This window comes from Tardiphaga sp. GW821-FHT12E02, assembly GCF_058807155.1.
In genome coordinates this window covers 26,533-42,565 of sequence record NZ_JBXAQK010000002.1, presented here as the reverse complement: position 1 = coordinate 42,565, position 16,033 = coordinate 26,533, and the positions used below count along the sequence as shown (strand labels likewise).

The 16,033-nt window shown below is 58.0% G+C and carries 13 protein-coding genes and 1 pseudogene; 2 read left to right on the top strand and 12 right to left on the bottom strand.

What is annotated here, in order from left to right:
* From AC1RQ5_RS27650 to AC1RQ5_RS27595, 12 genes are all read right to left on the bottom strand, one after another.
* Entirely contained in the window at nucleotides 1-1,917 is a 1,917-nt protein-coding gene (locus tag AC1RQ5_RS27650; protein WP_493203752.1) for a methyl-accepting chemotaxis protein, read from the bottom strand.
* Between the two features lie 707 nt (nucleotides 1,918-2,624).
* Nucleotides 2,625-2,819 (bottom strand): hypothetical protein, encoded by a 195-nt coding sequence (locus AC1RQ5_RS27645; protein WP_493203750.1) that lies wholly within the window; start codon nucleotides 2,817-2,819, stop codon nucleotides 2,625-2,627.
* 363 nt (nucleotides 2,820-3,182) lie between these two features.
* A complete protein-coding gene (locus AC1RQ5_RS27640; protein WP_493203748.1) occupies nucleotides 3,183-3,359 on the bottom strand; it encodes a hypothetical protein in 177 nt (58 codons plus the stop codon).
* 1,563 nt (nucleotides 3,360-4,922) lie between these two features.
* Nucleotides 4,923-5,189: a hypothetical protein gene (locus AC1RQ5_RS27635; RefSeq protein ID WP_493203747.1), complete on the bottom strand. Its 267-nt coding sequence runs from the start codon at nucleotides 5,187-5,189 to the stop codon at nucleotides 4,923-4,925.
* Between the two features lie 77 nt (nucleotides 5,190-5,266).
* The gene (locus AC1RQ5_RS27630; protein WP_493203745.1) at nucleotides 5,267-6,598 is read right to left on the bottom strand and encodes a cation:proton antiporter; all 1,332 of its coding nucleotides are present in this window, start codon (nucleotides 6,596-6,598) and stop codon (nucleotides 5,267-5,269) included.
* Between the two features lie 238 nt (nucleotides 6,599-6,836).
* A complete protein-coding gene (locus AC1RQ5_RS27625) occupies nucleotides 6,837-7,022 on the bottom strand; it encodes a hypothetical protein (protein WP_493203744.1) in 186 nt (61 codons plus the stop codon).
* A 530-nt stretch (nucleotides 7,023-7,552) separates the two neighbouring features.
* Complete coding sequence (locus AC1RQ5_RS27620; RefSeq protein WP_493203742.1) at nucleotides 7,553-7,846, bottom strand: hypothetical protein; 294 nt, start codon at nucleotides 7,844-7,846, stop codon at nucleotides 7,553-7,555.
* 645 nt (nucleotides 7,847-8,491) lie between these two features.
* A complete protein-coding gene (locus tag AC1RQ5_RS27615) occupies nucleotides 8,492-11,536 on the bottom strand; it encodes a DEAD/DEAH box helicase (protein WP_493203740.1) in 3,045 nt (1,014 codons plus the stop codon).
* Nucleotides 11,537-11,591: 55 nt separating this feature from the next.
* Nucleotides 11,592-12,767 (bottom strand): zinc-dependent alcohol dehydrogenase, encoded by a 1,176-nt coding sequence (locus AC1RQ5_RS27610; RefSeq protein WP_493203738.1) that lies wholly within the window; start codon nucleotides 12,765-12,767, stop codon nucleotides 11,592-11,594.
* 10 nt (nucleotides 12,768-12,777) lie between these two features.
* Entirely contained in the window at nucleotides 12,778-13,143 is a 366-nt protein-coding gene (locus AC1RQ5_RS27605; RefSeq protein WP_493203736.1) for an SPW repeat domain-containing protein, read from the bottom strand.
* Between the two features lie 5 nt (nucleotides 13,144-13,148).
* A complete protein-coding gene (locus AC1RQ5_RS27600) occupies nucleotides 13,149-13,475 on the bottom strand; it encodes a hypothetical protein (protein ID WP_493203734.1) in 327 nt (108 codons plus the stop codon).
* A gap of 50 nt (nucleotides 13,476-13,525) precedes the next feature.
* Entirely contained in the window at nucleotides 13,526-14,440 is a 915-nt protein-coding gene (locus AC1RQ5_RS27595; RefSeq protein WP_493203732.1) for a manganese catalase family protein, read from the bottom strand.
* Nucleotides 14,441-14,604: 164 nt separating this feature from the next.
* Between AC1RQ5_RS27595 and AC1RQ5_RS27590 the strand changes: the two genes are divergently transcribed.
* Together AC1RQ5_RS27590 and AC1RQ5_RS27585 are read left to right on the top strand one after the other, a co-directional pair.
* Entirely contained in the window at nucleotides 14,605-15,315 is a 711-nt protein-coding gene (locus AC1RQ5_RS27590; RefSeq protein ID WP_493203730.1) for a Crp/Fnr family transcriptional regulator, read from the top strand.
* 338 nt (nucleotides 15,316-15,653) lie between these two features.
* Nucleotides 15,654-15,815, top strand: a pseudogene (locus tag AC1RQ5_RS27585) (hypothetical protein); the annotation flags it as partial.
* Nucleotides 15,816-16,033: the final 218 nt, after the last annotated feature.

The following is a 16,033-nucleotide window of genomic DNA, read 5'->3' as shown; positions in this document are numbered from 1 at the left end:
CTACTGCATGAGCTCACTGGAGAGCGATGCGATTTCCTCGATCGCGGCCGCGAGGTCGTCCGCGCCCTGCGCCTGTTCGGCCGACGCCGTCGCCGCCTGCCGCACGGCCGCCCCCGCTTCCTCGGCCGCGGCCGCGACTTGCTTTGCTGCCAGCGCGGACCCGGTGGCCGCTTCCAAAATCTTCTTGGCACCCTCGACGATGGCATGGTTGGCGACGCTCAACGCAGCCAGATCCTCGGTCACATTCGCGAGCGCCTTCGCAACTGAGCGGTTGTTCTGGACCTCGATCTCAGCGGCGGCGATGATCTGCTCGAGATCGCGACGAAGCAGCGATATCTGATCGAGAATGCTTTCCACCGAGTCCTTGATGCGCTCGATACTGTCGGACGCCTCACGCGCCAGCCCCCGGATGTCGTTGGAAACCAGCGCAAAGCCGCGGCCGGCATCGCCGGCCCGCGCTGCCTCGACTGAACCACTGACGGCAAGCATGCTGGTCTGAACGGTGACCAGACCGATGGAATCGACAATCTTACCGATCTTGCGGCCGACTGCTTCGAGCTGGACGATCGTGGTCAGGCTCTTGCGGGTCTCGCTCAGTGACTGCTCAACGCCGTCGATCAGTTGTTCAACGGTTGACGTGGCAGTGGTCAACTTTTTTTGGACGTCCGTGACTCGTGCACTCGCCGAAAGCCCTTTTTTTTCTGCGAGCTGCGCACTGTCCTCGATTTGCGCCAGCGCGACCGACGTCTGCTGGGCCGCCGCTGATTGCTGTTGAGCGCCGCGGTTGATTTGCTCGACCGCCGTAGAGATCTCGCTCGCTGCGCCAGACAGCTCCTGAATCGTGGCTGACAGCTCTTCCGCCATGTTCGCGATCTGCTCATGCGCGGACGTCGCAGCCTTGCCGGTGTGGAGATCCTCCGTAAGGGCTGCGAGTGACTCGGCTGCGCTCTGGCCCTGGCTCAGGGCTTTGGCCTGCTCACGGATGGCGGATTGCGCCTCGTTGGCGGCTGACGCCTGTTCTTCGGCCGCGCCGGCGACCAATTCCGCGCCTTTCTGGGCTTCCAGAACGGCGCGCTCGGCTCCTATCGACGCGGTGACCGTCTGCTGGCTTCCGTCGGACAGCTGGGCCATATCTTCCCGGATCGTCGCCAGGGTATCCACAACACTGGCCCCCGCCTTGGCCTGGATGGTCGCCGCGTTCACGACAGTCCCAACGATATCCACGGCAGTTCGGACATTGGCCGCGATCTCTTCGGCCAGACCCTGAACTTCCTGGGCGCTTTTGTCGCTTTGCTCCGCAAGCGCCCGAACTTCGTCCGCCACGACTGCGAAACCACGGCCCTGATCGCCGGCGCGCGCAGCCTCGATGGCGGCATTCAATGCCAGGAGATTGGTCTGGTCCGAGATCCTGCTCACCGTGCCGGTGATGGCCCCCACGTCCTGGGCACGACGTTCGAGTTCGGAGATGACCTTTCCCGAAGCCATCTGCCGCTCTGCATTCTTCTCGATGGCGCGAACGGAGACGGAGATCTGAGCGGCCACATCGGCCAGCAGGAGTTGGGTCGCTTCGGTCTTCCGTCGCGAATTGTCCGCTTCGCTCCGCGCCACGGCCAGGTTGCCAGATATATTCCGGATGGCCGAGAGCTGTTCCTGGGAGGCGCCCGCCGCTTCGTCCGCACCGACGGCAATCTGTTGCATGGCCCCTTGCAGCTCTTCTGCTGCCGCCGACGCCTGGGTCAGGCCGCTGGCAAGCTCTTCCGTAGCGGCCGCAATCCGCTCCGCAACCCGATCCGCATTGGGCTCGGCTGCAGAAGCCTGCGCACGTGACCCCAACTTAGGAGCTGACGGAGCTTTGCGAGACGAAGCCTGAGATTTGGCCGCGGCTTTGGAAATCTTGGAGGTCTTCACCAGGCTCATTGATCTCTCGACAAAAGGAGCGAACGCTTGCGTTTGCATACCTTTTAACGATGTCTATGCCGATGTCATAGAGAATGCGCATGCTCCGAAAGCCGGAAGATGCCCGCGGACGGCGGTCGCCTGGAAATACGTCCTAGACGCCGTTCAAAACGGTGTTCTTCATTCTAGAGACCATCCCGCTGATCATATGGCCGAAAGGTAAGGCTTCGGGAGGGATACTGCGCCTGACGGCATCCCTTCAGCGTTTGGATCGTGCTGGCCGCCATCGAACACCTTTGCCGACATTGATCCGCGAAGTCAGCTTTGCGCCAGAAGCGGTCATGGAAACGGTCAGCTCAATTGATTTCGGGGCGGGCTAATTACCCTATTGGCCAGTGCCTTCGTCCATCTCGATCTTTGGCCCGCTGCTCATATTCTGCGGCCGGTTCGGTCAAACGAGACTTTGTCTCCGGATCATGGACGCCACCAGCAAGTCGCTTTGCTCGTTCGGACAATAGGCGAAGCTTGACGGGATTGGTTTCGACGTCATGGGCCACCAGCGACACTCCCAGCAATCGCCATAGCGAGGGAGTCGAGGTCGATAACGCCGTCCACGCGGAAACCCTTGGTCGTGTCTATCGACAAATCCGTCGCCTTGTCGGCCGCTTGCCGTTACAGCTCAACCTTGATGGCCTCGACGATCTGCTCTTCAAGCATCGCGCTCTCCGCTAATCAGTGGCTTTGCGTCCGGTGCGGGCGTTCAGCGGTCCCTGGCGGTCGCGCAGCAGGCCCTCAGGAGTATCCACGTGTCCTTCAGCGTTAGGATGCGCGGCATGGTCGGTCGGCTGCTTTTTAAGGGGAGTTACCGCGTCGTACGCGCCGCTTCCGGTGTCGCGGCCGTCGGTGTGCATGTCGTTCGCCATGGAAGTCTCCGTTTAGAGCCCAATGGGCAACCACTTCCGTCGTTCCAAGACGAGATCATTGGCTTGAGGGAACTAGGTAGGCAACAGCAGTTTAGTCTGCGCGCCGGCGATCCGGCGAGACCGTTGGCGCGGGGACGGTCCCGCTCTTTCCAGCCCCCAGCTTAGGGGCGGGGCCTGAACCTGGCGCCATGCCAAGCATGGTTCAATCAGATCGGAAACCCATGCCGCAAAAAGAAGACGGACGGATCGTCGAGACCGCGACTGAAGCCCGCCAAGGCGAGCGAGGACCTTCGGTCTTAACGCTTTTGGTCGTTAGCGTAGCTCTCGCGTCGGCAGCAATGGCCCTAGTTTGGTTCGTCTTCTTCAAGACGTAGCGGGCACTAGGTCCGGGGCATCATGGATGTCGAGGCTGAGCCTCGCTCGCTCCTCATATTCTGCCGCTGCTGCGGTGAACCTTTCGCGGGCACCGAAATCGAAGGCTGTGGTAGCCAACTCACGCGCGATCTGCGCAAGCTTCCTCAATTCTGTGACGTCTTCCATTCGACCCCTCCCCCCATGAGAAAAGGCCCCGGTATCGGACCGAGGCCATGCGTAATCACAGGTACATCCGCCCTGGTAACATCTGATAACGCAAATGGTACTCCGGTGGTTCCCGCATCAAGAGCAGGAATTGTTCGCGTCCCGAAGGAACTTCAGCGCCCCAGCACAGGACGCCTATTTCAACGGCTTTGTTGTTGACTGCATTGGCGCATCCACATGAAAGCAGCGGCCGCGCAGTTTACGTCTATCCGCGCCCTAGGAGCTAATCGAAGGCGACGCTTCATCGCTCTTAGCTAGTTCATACGGCGCTTCTTCTAATTAACTGTCGCGCCGAAGATCTTCCTGGCGGAGAAACTCAAGTCCGTGCACAGTTAGCTTATGATATTCAGTCTCTCCATCCCGGCGAAGCTGGCTCAGGTGAACCGTCAATTTGTCGCGGACGCCCGGAAACTCGGAGTGGCCTGACAATGCGCCATAGATGTTCAATGCGCAGTCGGCTGCTTGGATGAACATGTAGGCTCAATCATGCGTGTCTGTGTGTATGCGTACGAGGATAAAGCTCGCTTTGAACCATCGTTCCTGCTTAGCCAAGTTCTTGGCTCACAATGAATGAAATTGCGTACAGCGTGCTGTTGTCTCTGATCGTACAGTCTAACCGTGAACCATCTCCAAGAGACGGTGCGCTGCTTTATTCGTCGCCTCCTTAGCGAGTTTGGCTGCGTCGGATGCCGTTAGCTGAAACGCCTACGACGGCGCAGTTCTGATCATTATTCCTCCGTCAGGTGAGGATAAAAAGACAAGCCGGTGCTGCTTGATCTGCGACCTCGTGCACGGCCGGACAAATCTCGCAACCGGCGACAGAAGGCTACACTTGTTCGGTCCAGACTTCGCCTCCGTGCCGGCTGGACAAGCAGGCCATCACGTTTTGGATCCGGCGTTCGATGACCAACAGGTCGGCGTTGCGGTAACAGGGGATATGGCTCACACTTCTCCATGCGAGAGAGCGAGCCGTAGACCTAGGCTGTGCGCGTCGTTACTTGTTTACGAGGTCATTCGGATCAGAGGGCAAAACTTTCTGCGCCGCGTCTGCTAGTTTCTCTAATCCGTAGGCCGAGGCGAGGAGATACTCACGGGTGTGGTCTTGACTAGCACCGCTGGCCAGCCGACGTGCGAGCTTGGCTTTCTCCCGAAGTTCCGAGGGGTTATTGCTATTAGTCATACAGCACAAAATGCTGGTGTGAGAGATCTTCGCGCCAAGTTGGAATTGAGCAGTCTGCCGTCAACATCAGACAGGACGCCCTTGATCATCATTGCGCTCCTTAAAAGGTCTTTGGTCGGACAACAAACGATACTCAGACCTGAGCCTTGCAAGGACCGCCCCTCTCGCCTGGTCGATATCCAGTTGCCTTGCCTCGCCAGGCACGATGCCTTCGATTGTCCAACAACCTTCAGAGGCATCATGGAGCGCGCCGATGCTTGCCACCGAGGCTTTCCGGCAGCCAGCCTCGGCCCGTAGCGCCAGCGTGCTTCGGAACTTTAGCTGCGACAGCGAACCGGCTTTCTTCACGCTGACGCAGCGGCCAGGCGTCGGATGTTGGCTTGCACGACCGTTCTTATATCCGACCGTACGCTCGACTGTGGAACGCCATTGGATAGATCGACCATCGCCTTATTAAACGCCGTCGTCTTCTCCTTGACCATCAGATCCGCTTCCTGCAGGGCACCGGCGCCGCCGAGCATGAAAACCTGCATTCGTAGCGCGATGACGCGACTCGCCTCCATGGTCAAAAGGGTAGATTCGGTCATCATAACGAGGGTGGATACAAACATGAGATTAGATGCCTCTATCTGGAGCGGAGTCTTTGATCGGACTGATCGAGTACTGCATCGTTCCGGAGGTTTGTGACCTATCTCGTTTCTGCAATTGCTTTCGATTCGCGATCCGTTACGCCCTTCTCCTGACGCCGATCGATCAGACGCATCATCGGAGTAACGGTCACGCCATGCAGGATGATAGAAATGAGCACGATCAGCGAGGCGGTGCTCCACATCGTGTCCGCTCCGTCAAAGTCGTGCTTCTGGAGAGCAAAGGCTAGGTAATAAATCGACCCGATCCCGCGGATGCCGAAGAAGCTGATCGTCGCGCGTTCAAATGGCGGACATGTCGTCCCGGACAACGAAACCCAGGCGAGTATTGGCCGAACGACGAATATCGCGAGGAGTGCATAGACTACGGAATTCCAGCTTAGTGCCCGAAGCAGTTCTCCGGAGGCCGCCGCAGCTCCGAACAGAACCAAAAGGACCATCATCATGAGCCGCTCAAGCTGTTCGGAGAAATCATGCAGTGTCTGATGATATTCGTGGTCGCGCTCGGCCGCCCGTAGCGCGAGTCCGGACACGAACACGGACACAAATCCGTAGCCATGCAGCGTCTCGGAAATTCCGAAGACAATGACGGTGATGCCCAATGCCACGAAGCCGTCTCCCGTGCGGGACAGCTCCGCACGGTTGGGGATGCGGAAGACGATCCATCCCAAGCCGTATCCTAGCGCGGCGCCTACGGCGACACCAACACCCAGACGCCAGGCGACATCTACGGCAACCCAATGTATCAACCAATCGCCGGTGCCGTTCCCCTGCGCCATGGCGATCGCGCACATGACGAAGGGAAAGGCGAGCCCATCATTCAGGCCAGCCTCGGATGTCAGCGCAAAGCGGGTATCGTCCTCTGCGCCTGACTTTGGCGGCCCAACCTGGACATCGCTTGCGAGGACCGGATCGGTCGGTGCAAGCGCCGCGGCAAGGAGCAGCGCAGATGCAGCGGAAAGTCCAAGCATCCCATACCCCGCGACTGCCAGTGCACCGATCGTCAACGGCATAGCAAACGCCAAAAGGCGCCAAGTCGTAATCCAAGACGTCCACCCGAGGCGCCTGTCGATCTTCAGAGCCGCCCCCATCAAGGAGATGATCACCACCAGTTCCGTGACTTTCTCGACGGAAGGCAAATTGGCCGAAGGGTGCGGTACGTGAAGCTCGGGAAGCATCCAAGCTGCGACGGCGCCGATCAAAACACAGACGATTGGAAGCGACAAAGGTGCTTCCTTCAGCACCATGGGAAGCCATGCCGTCAGAAGAACAAGTGCGCCGAACGCAATGAGCAATGTCAAACTGTGCGCAACTTGGACAGCGAAAAAGACAGTCGGTCGATCATGTTTGTGCACCTTGAGTCGTCGTGTCATATAATGTCGTCATACTGACCGAAAACGATTCACAGTTTACGAAGCATGCCTTTTTGCAGCAAGTACCGCATGCCATGAGCAGCCTGGTTGACCGCGCCAATCTGCACGATACATGCACCGTGCAGGCGCGCGGTGCCTTCTGGTCGACGACACCGGCTGGAGACGGCCACAATACTCTAGGGCGCAGTCAAGCAAGGCTGTATCTGAAGCTTCAGGAAAGTCTTCTTCGTCTCGCCGATCAAACTCCCGGATCGAGCGCGCCGTTATCCAGCAAGCTCTTTTCGCCTTTAGATGTGAGCCGATACAAATCGCCGTCCTTTTCAGCGTAACCATCCAAAACTAATTGTTTAGCCCTGATCGCGTCGTCAAACGCGACCGAATTATCGATGTCTCGCAAGACTCCAAGTTGTTCTTCTGTAAGCATAAGACTCCCCCTCCGATATCCATGGATTATTCGCTATTTTTAGAAGTCCTGATTGAGACCCCTTAGAGCTCATCGGCGCTTGATTGTATTACTACGTTCGAAAGAACACGAACCACACCACAGCCATTGCTGCCAGCGCGAGAGCTACACTGACCACCAGCAGAGTCAAAACCGAAGGTCCGCGTTCGCCCTGGCGAGCTTCCGTCGCAGTCTCGACTATCCGGTCGTCTTCTTTGTTTGGCATGATTTCCACTAAGTAATGACAAGCGGCCCGACTGCTGGGGGCGTGGTCGGACCGCAAGGCGAGAGTAGCGGTTGGGGCCGTATGGCGCCTTCGCTGCTGGATGACGTGCGAACAGCGTTTTTGATCCAGATTATTCCAGTGGCTTATCGAATTTCGTCGGCGCTTCTAACTTCATCGGAGCGAATAGACGGGCGAAATACCGAACCCAATTGCAGGCCTTGAAACCTTACCATAGGCAATGATGCGGGAACCGTTGTTGAAACCGACCGGTCAAGAACTAAGCGCGCTAGATTATTGATCCACCGTTCTCTTGCAACGCCTTGGAAACACGCTCTACCTTGTCCTGATCACAGCCAACTGACATCTCGATCTGCCCTTCCAACGCAGGAGCCGCAGTCCTGGATTCAGCGAGGCTACCTTGAGCATCGGCACCGGCTGGCTCCGTTCCCGATGTATTGCGACCGCCGCGGGCCACGATGAAGATGTCTGTTCTTTCCAGCCCGACCTCCTGAACGAGATGCTCAAGCGCGAGATCAGCAGCGCGGCGATCTTTGAAAACAGCCTTGATTTCCATATCCATCATATATCTCCGAACATCCCTCGTGCGACACGCACGACGTCTTACCTGACGCTAATGACGGATTACGATCACCGTTCCAGCTACAGATGTAAGGCGGAGATCAAGGCTGCGGGCGGCCGTATTCCGCTGCGCCAGCGTCTCTCACGTTACTGCACAGAACCACCGCGGCCAGCGCAGCACGCACGCCGTTGGACAAAACCAACATCTGGCTCCCTTTAAGAACGACACAACGCGACCCAACTCAAAGTCCCCTAGTTCGCGAGTTAAGCAGCCTAATAGACGAGTATTCGGTTGAGCCGCGTAGCTATGTCTTTGGGACCTGCGGAAGATAGAAGTGACGTCATAGCGGCTACCAGACCGCCAATCCATGGCATAAAGTCAGGGATCATACTCCCTGCTGTTCGCTGCGTGCTCTGCGCGATGGCGAGGGGCGCTTCCTGCCGACATCCGTAGCAATCACGCGTCCGACCGTAGCAACAAACGCTTCGAGAACCGACACCCGCTCCGACGGTGGCGCCGATCGGCGATAGATCAAACGGTCATTAGTCCACTCGAGCATATCTTCGGCCGGGAAAATCTCAGGCAGCTGGTCACTACGTTCCTCGTCAAATGTAGCCGCCAAGGATTTTGGTCCGGCATCCACGCTCAAAATACCTGCCGAATGCAGGCAAGTCCGAAGCGCGCTAAGCCAAAAAGGTTCTGAGCTTCGGTTGGCAGATCTCCGAAACGCTCGTCAATCTCGTCTTCCAATTCTTCCAACTGACTGTCATTACCTGCGCGGAAGATGCGGCCGTAAAGCTCCAAACGAATGCCTGCATCCTTGACGTAAGAGGCCGACAACAAGGTCGGAATGTCGAGATTGATCTCCGGACGCTGCTCGAGCTCCGGCGGCAAATCAGCTCGGCTCACCGCCCGATCGAGCAAATGACCAGACAATTCGGTCCCGAGAAGCTGAATGTGTCCGCTCTGCTTGTCCGACAGCAGGTCTCCGCCTCCGCGCATATCCATGTCACCTTCACTGACCAAGAAGCCAGCGCCCTGGTCACGCAGCTTCTTCAGCATGTCCAACCGTTTAGCCGCTGCACCCGAGACGGTATTTTCGGGGTCAGTCAAAAACAGGGCGAACGATCTTGTGCTTCGGCGCCCCACCCGGCCTCGCAACTGATGCAACTGCGCCAGGCCGAACCTGTCCGAACGCCACACGATGATCGTGTTGGCTCGCGGAAGATCCAAGCCGCTTTCGATGATATTGGTTGCGAGCAGAATGTCGGCTTCACCCGCAGCAAAACTCATCATCGCAGCGTCAATATCGGCGGCCGGCATTTTGCCGTGCAGCGCGATGGTTTTAAGTTCCGGCACCACGTCCTTAAGACGCTGTGCCATCGGCGCAATATCCTCGATCCGTGGGCATACGACAAAGGATTGTCCACGGCGCCGATGTTCGCGGCGTAGTGCGGCCGCGACAGTCGTTTCGTGAAATGGCTCGACGATGGTCATGACCGGGAGACGTCTGACCGGCGGCGTTGCAATCATGCTAAGCGCGCGCAATCCTGCGCGCACTTCATTCAAGGTTCTGGGGATCGGAGTGGCCGTCATGGTCAGCACATTCAGACCTTCAGCCAGCGCCTCGAGTTTGGACTTTTGCGCCTTTCCGAAATGCTGCTCCTCGTCGATCACTAACAGGCCGAGGTCCTTGAATTTGACGCCCTTGGCGGCCAATGCATAGGTTCCGATCACGACGGATAGCGAGCCTTCCGCTAACGTCGCCTTGATGGCGCGGGCCTCGGCGGCCGTCGTGAAGCGTGACAGCAACCCCACCTCAATGCCGAACGGCGCGAAGCGATGACGGAAGGTCTCAAAATGCTGTCGGGCCAGCACCGTCGTCGGCACGGCCACAGCAACCTGCTTTCCCGCGAACACGGCTGCTGCGGTCGCACGCAGCGCGACTTCTGTCTTGCCATATCCAACGTCGCCGCACACCAGCCTGTCCATCGGACTATCGGACGAAAGGTCGGTCAGGACGTCGGTGATGGCCACAGCCTGATCGGCTGTGGGGATGTAATCGAAGGCCGCGGCAAACGTCTCATAATCCGCGACGTCTGGCACGATGGGATCGACCCGGCGTTGCTGACGTTCGCTCACGCGATCGGCGATGTGCTCCGCTGTCGCCGCAATGTCCTCTTCGGCTCGCGAACGACGTTCGAGCCATGACGAGCCGTCGGCTTTGTCGAGGGAAACGCCATCGGAATCCGACGAATAGCGCCAGATCGATCGGAGATCCGATAATGGCAGCAAAACGTGGTCATCGTCTGCGAATTGCAGCCGGATCATTTCCGCGTCCGGAACACCGGCCGCCGACAAAGGGACCAGATCCCGCAGAATGGCCATGCCGCGGTCCATGTGGATGATGACATCGCCCGGCGACAGAGATCGATCACCGAAACTTCGTCGCCGACCAACCCTCATGATGTCCTGATGCGTCGCCCGGCTACCAAGGAGATCGGCCGCAGCCACAACCACCACGCTGTCGGCCCAGACGAAACCACAATCGAGATCGGCAAACATCGCTGCAGGACGTTCGGGCTTCGCTTGCGCGGTGGCTTGTTTCCAGTCCGAGCATAGGGTGCTGGCCAATCCCGCCCGTCGGTCCATTGCCCGCAGATCCCGCTTCGACGCAGCCGTAAAGATCACCAGACGACCACCATCCTGTTGCCGCTTAAGAAACAGCCGGAAGGCTCTCGTGGGTGCGGCTTCTTTAAAGAACGTTCGCGACTCTGACCCAGAAGATGTCACGGGCAGGACAACGGCGTTGCGACGCGAAAGATGTTTCTTCCATTCGTCGAGGGACATGACGGTCGACGCCTCCTCGTCGTCGACACGGCTCAGCCACCGTTTCGCGCGCGATTCCACGTCATGATCAACGACAACTATTGAAGACGGGCAATAGTCGAAAACCGTCGTCGCGATCCGAGATTTCTCCAAGCCTCCGGATTTTTCAGCCCCACATGGACTGGTTTCATCAACCACATCGATCACGACCGCGTCGATTGCATCGAGATCTCTCTGATCCGTCAAATCGTAGAGGTGCATATCCGTGACCCGGTCTGCCTCGTATCCGATACGCACCGGACCGAGCGCGCCCGCTGGGAAGATTTCAAGCGCATTGCCGAGAAAGATCGCGGTGCCAGGCGCTTCGATCCGCTCATCGACCAGATATCCGCTGCCAGTCAGAAACTCACGCACCTTGTCTTCGGCGAACGGCCCACCATTCGACAGGTGCAACGCCGATGTCGACATAGTTTCCGTCGCCGGCACCCGTCTTACGAGAGCATCGACCGTGGTGATTACAAGTGCGCCTTCCGCCTCAGCAAGACGGCGCAGCACCGAACTGCGCCGCCCTGCGATCTCCGGCGACGGTTCGATACCATCCATTGCCGGCGGTCCGAGGCTTGGCAGCACCACAACCCCGGAACTGGGCTCGAATGCGTGAACGGCAGCGCCCAATTGTTCCGCGCGGCGCTCGTCATTGCAAATAAAGATCAATCCGGCGCGGCCTGCGGAGCGCCAGACCTCAAGCAGATAGAGCGCTGACTGACCTAACGGAGCATCGGACGATATCGGCGGAGGCGACGCGCTGGATGAACGACGTCGTGTTTTTGCTGTAGACGACTTCGGCGGTTTGGAATGCATGCCACTCATCTCACAGGCCGGCTCTTCAGCCGCAGTTCTATCGCCATTTTTTTTCCTACGCCGTAAGAACGACCTTAATGCATCCATCCTTCTTATCGCGGAAGGTCTCATAGAGGGCTGGGCCGTCTTCGAGCTTCGCACGATGAGTGATGATGAAGCTGGGATCAATCTCGCCTTCCTCAATGCGACGAAGAAGGTCAAGCGAGTAGCGGTTCACGTGGGTCTGCCCGGTACGGATCGTCAGGCCCTTGTTCATGGCGGCGCCGAAGGGGATCTTATCCAGGAACCCGCCATACACGCCGGGCACCGAAACGATACCACCCGGACGACAAGCCATGATCGCCGCGCGCAGCGCATGCGGCCGATCCGTTCCGAGTAAAACGGCAGCCTTGGCCTTGTCGATAACAGCATCGAACGAAGCGGTCGCGTGTGACTCGGCGCCGACGGCGTCGATGCATTTGTCCGGGCCGTTGCCGCCGGTCATGTACTTCAGCTTCTCGAGGATCGTGGCATCCTCTTCATCGAAGTTGATAATCTCGGCGCCAGCCAGTTTCGCCAGCGCGAGGCGTTCCGGAACGTTGTCGATGGCGATGACTCGCGCGGCGCCGAGCATCAATGCGCTCTTGATGCAGAACTGACCGACGGGCCCGCATCCCCAGATCGCGACAACGTCAGCAGGTTCGATTTCACAATTGTCGGCCGCCATCCATCCAGTCGGGAAGATATCGCCCAGAAACAAGGCCTGCTCGTCCGTCATGCCGTTGGGAATAATGATCGGGGACACATCCGCATAAGGGACGCGGACATATTCGGCCTGACCGCCTGCATAAGCGCCCGTCAAGTGCGAGTATCCGAACAATCCGGCAGTCGCATACCCGAATGCTTTTTCCGCGTTTTCAGGCGTGCGATTGCTGCGCTGGCAAACCGACCAATTACCCTTTCGGCATTGTTCGCAGTCACCGCAGCAGATCGTGAATGGCACTACGACGCGGTCACCAACCTTCAACTTCTTGTTCTCGGGACCGACTTCTACGACTTCGCCCATGAATTCATGGCCGAGAATATCTCCCTTCTCCATGAACGGGATGTACCCGTCCATCAAATGGAGATCCGAGCCGCAAATGGCGCACGCCGTCATTTTGATGATGGCATCCCGGCCATGTTCGATTCTCGGGTCGGGAACGCTATCGCATCGAATGTCGCCTTTGCCGTGCCAACACAATGCCTTCATGATCCGCTCCTCAAATAGCTACGTTTGATTGGGTGCCCTGGGCTCGAATACGGGTCGTTACGGCCAGAAGCAATGCAAGCACGCCGATCGCATAAATCAGCGGGCGGTGATTTTCGGGGATTCGAAACACTGTCGGCGCCAAGAGCAATGCCGCGCCGAGGATGCGGTCGAGCATCAGATGAAAGCGGATACGGAGAAAGCGATAAAGACCAAGCTCATAATCCGTGCAGGTGCTGTAAAGGATCACGAACACGCCCAATGCGATGAATGCAAAACGGCCTGTTCCTGACCATCCAAGGTACAGCGGCAACATTGCCAAAAGGAAGCCGACGACATAATCGGTGGCACCATGAATTGCAGTTGGGACAAAGCGCATGCGGATTACCTCGCCTTCTTACGCTTCACGGCCTTTTTGACAGCCGACTTCTTTTTCGGGGATTTGCTGGCCTTGGGCGCCGGAGGTTTTTTCGAAGCCGCCTTCTTCGGAGGCGTCCTCGGAACGATTTCAGTGGAATTGGTGATAATGTTCACCCCAATGCCGCCAATCTTTCCAACGGGCGCGAACGGGAGTTCGGAAAATACCGAGATTTCCGGTACCGCGACGATTTTCTCCGAAGATCCCGATGGCGCGGCGGATCCTCGGCCTCCCGCAGCCGCAGCCTTTAAGCCCGCTAACGCCTTGCCGACCAAACTTGTCGTTTTTGCCACATCAGTCTCCAGTCGCGACGAAGGCGGGGACAAAGTCCCCGCCTGTGCGGTCAACGTGATTTTTTGTACAGTTTCGATGCGATCTCGTAGAATTCTTCCGGAGCGTAGTCCGGTGCGAAGGCAGATGGCGTCCCCTCAAGGTCAGCAATCTTTGCACCGTCCGGCATACCTTCTACGACCTCCAGATCGCCAACAGGATCGCCCGGCAAAGCCATCTCGCCGTTGCCCCAAATGCCAGCCATTTCGACATAGTCTTTCGGGCTGAACGTGTAGAGACGACGGTGGGATCCCTCGGCAAGGTACTTCTGGCATTCCGGAATCTTATCGAGGTTGATGTTCGGTGCTGGCAGCATCTTCTCGATCTCGACGCCGGTCAGCTTCTTGATGGCCAGCGCGTAGGCGTGAGCATGAACACTGCCGCGCACGAGCAGATAACCGCAGACTTCACGTCCGGTGGGCTCCGTCATTGTCTCATACACTCGAAGCTTATGGAGGCGTGCGCCACACTCAAGGTGGAAGTTATGCAGCAGGTCCATGATCACGTTGCCGCTCGAGGTCACGAAGTCCATGTTCCATGAGACGCCGTTGCTGTTCATCGGCATCGCTCCACCCGCACCGGACAGGAATGATGCCGCAAGACGGATATCCTGCATGTCCTCAAACGGCGCACCGCTGAGATCGACGCCTTCAGTCGGATCCCCCGGACCGTTGTTGAGCATTGCGATGCCGTTGCTGACAAGCTCGACATGCCCCAGTTCTTCTGCCGTAATGGCGGCGACGAGGCTGTAAAAAGGCCGGAGCTTCGACTTGCTACGGAAATTGAAGCTCTGGAACATGTAGTTATTGAGAGTGGACATCTCGCCGTATTTGCCGCCGAGAAGTTCCTGGAGTGCAGCTCCCGCGTTCGGGTTAGGAGCCTTGGGGATCGGAAGCTCAGCCTGCAGTTTATCGACACGAAGGAACATCGTGCTACCTCCTCGGTTGTGGTGCTCTCTGAACCGGCGCTCGAGTGGTCTGTTCCTGCTCGGCGACTTATATTTGGATCGTGGAAGCGCTACAGAACACCGTGCCAACGTGAGATGAGGCGCGTGAGGCACTACGGGAGGCATTCATTCGACCCGCTGAACTGATGATCCGTAAGCTTTCAGAGCATTCACAACTGACGACCCGCGATGTCGCAGAAATTCGCAGGCTACCTGTGATAACGCGAGTGCTGCGTCCGGACGACGATATCGTACGGCAGGGCGACAGACCGACGTCCTCCGCGCTTGTGATCGAAGGTCTGGTCGCGCGTTATCACCTACTGCCAGATGGGAGGCGCCAATATCTATCCTATCATCTATCCGGCGATCTTCCTGATACCCAGGCGCTCTTCGTAGATCAGATGGACCACGCGGTATGCGCAATCGGATCTGCCGTAGTTGGCCTAGTTCCTCACACCAACCTTTTTGCGGCTTTCGAACGACGACCGTCTCTCGCAGGAGCCGTTTGGCGCGAAACCTTGATCGACGCCGCGATCTTCCGCGAAGCGATTACAAACAACAGCTCTCGCAGTCCCACCGCGCGCATGGCCCATCTTTTCTCCGAGTTGGTTTATCGGTCGAAGGCCGCCAAACTTACGACGAGCAACGAATGCCATGCCCCGATCAGCCTGAGGCAATTGGGTGAAACGCTGGGGCTGTCGTTGGCAACCGTCAACAGGTCCCTGGCGGAACTACGAGCGAATGGCACCGCCGATCTCCGGAATGGACGCATCATAATCCGCGAGTGGGAGATGCTATCGGATATCGGACAGTTTCAGCCGACCTATCTGCATCTGCGGAAGCCGCTCAGCCTCTGATGGAGGCTTCGCTCAACAATTCTACCGAGTTCGAGGTCGCTCGATGGCACCTGTCTCGCGAAGCGCGGCGCGGACTTGTCGGACGCCGGGAAATGTCGTTCCCAGTTGATGGGCTTTCTTCCTCACGGAAGTTATTGGGCGACCCAGCGCCGCCGATGCCCGCAGTAAGGTGGCTCCGCTGGCCGCAAGTTTAAGAAGCAGAGTAACGTCCTCTGGACGCCAACTCTTAACGATCGGTTTTCCCATTAGCGACCCTTTAAGTTACCTCGCTTATAAACCTGCGAAAACCGTCGCTCGTCTCATTTGAGGCGGACACCCGATCCGCACTCGTTAAACAAGTGCACGGATCCGACGATGCCGAAAAAGCTAACCGCGCTCTTCGATTAGCGCGAGGCTGCGCCGCCATCCGGCCTATCGAGAGCGGTACGCGGCCGGATTTGGTATTTACGGACGTCGTCATGCCCGAAATGACGGGCGCCGAGCTTGCTAAGGTTGTTCGCAAGCTGCTGCCTGACGCGAAGATTCTGTTTACGACCGGCTATACGCGCAACGCGATCGTACACAACGGCGTGCTCCGCATCTCCTACCGAAGACCTATACGATCAATGATCTGGCTGAAAAGGTGCGCGCACACTGCTCGACGATTTGTGATCTCGGGAACCAAGGCTCCGAGCGATGATTGGAGCGGCAACGATCACCGCAGACATGGGGCGCGTCC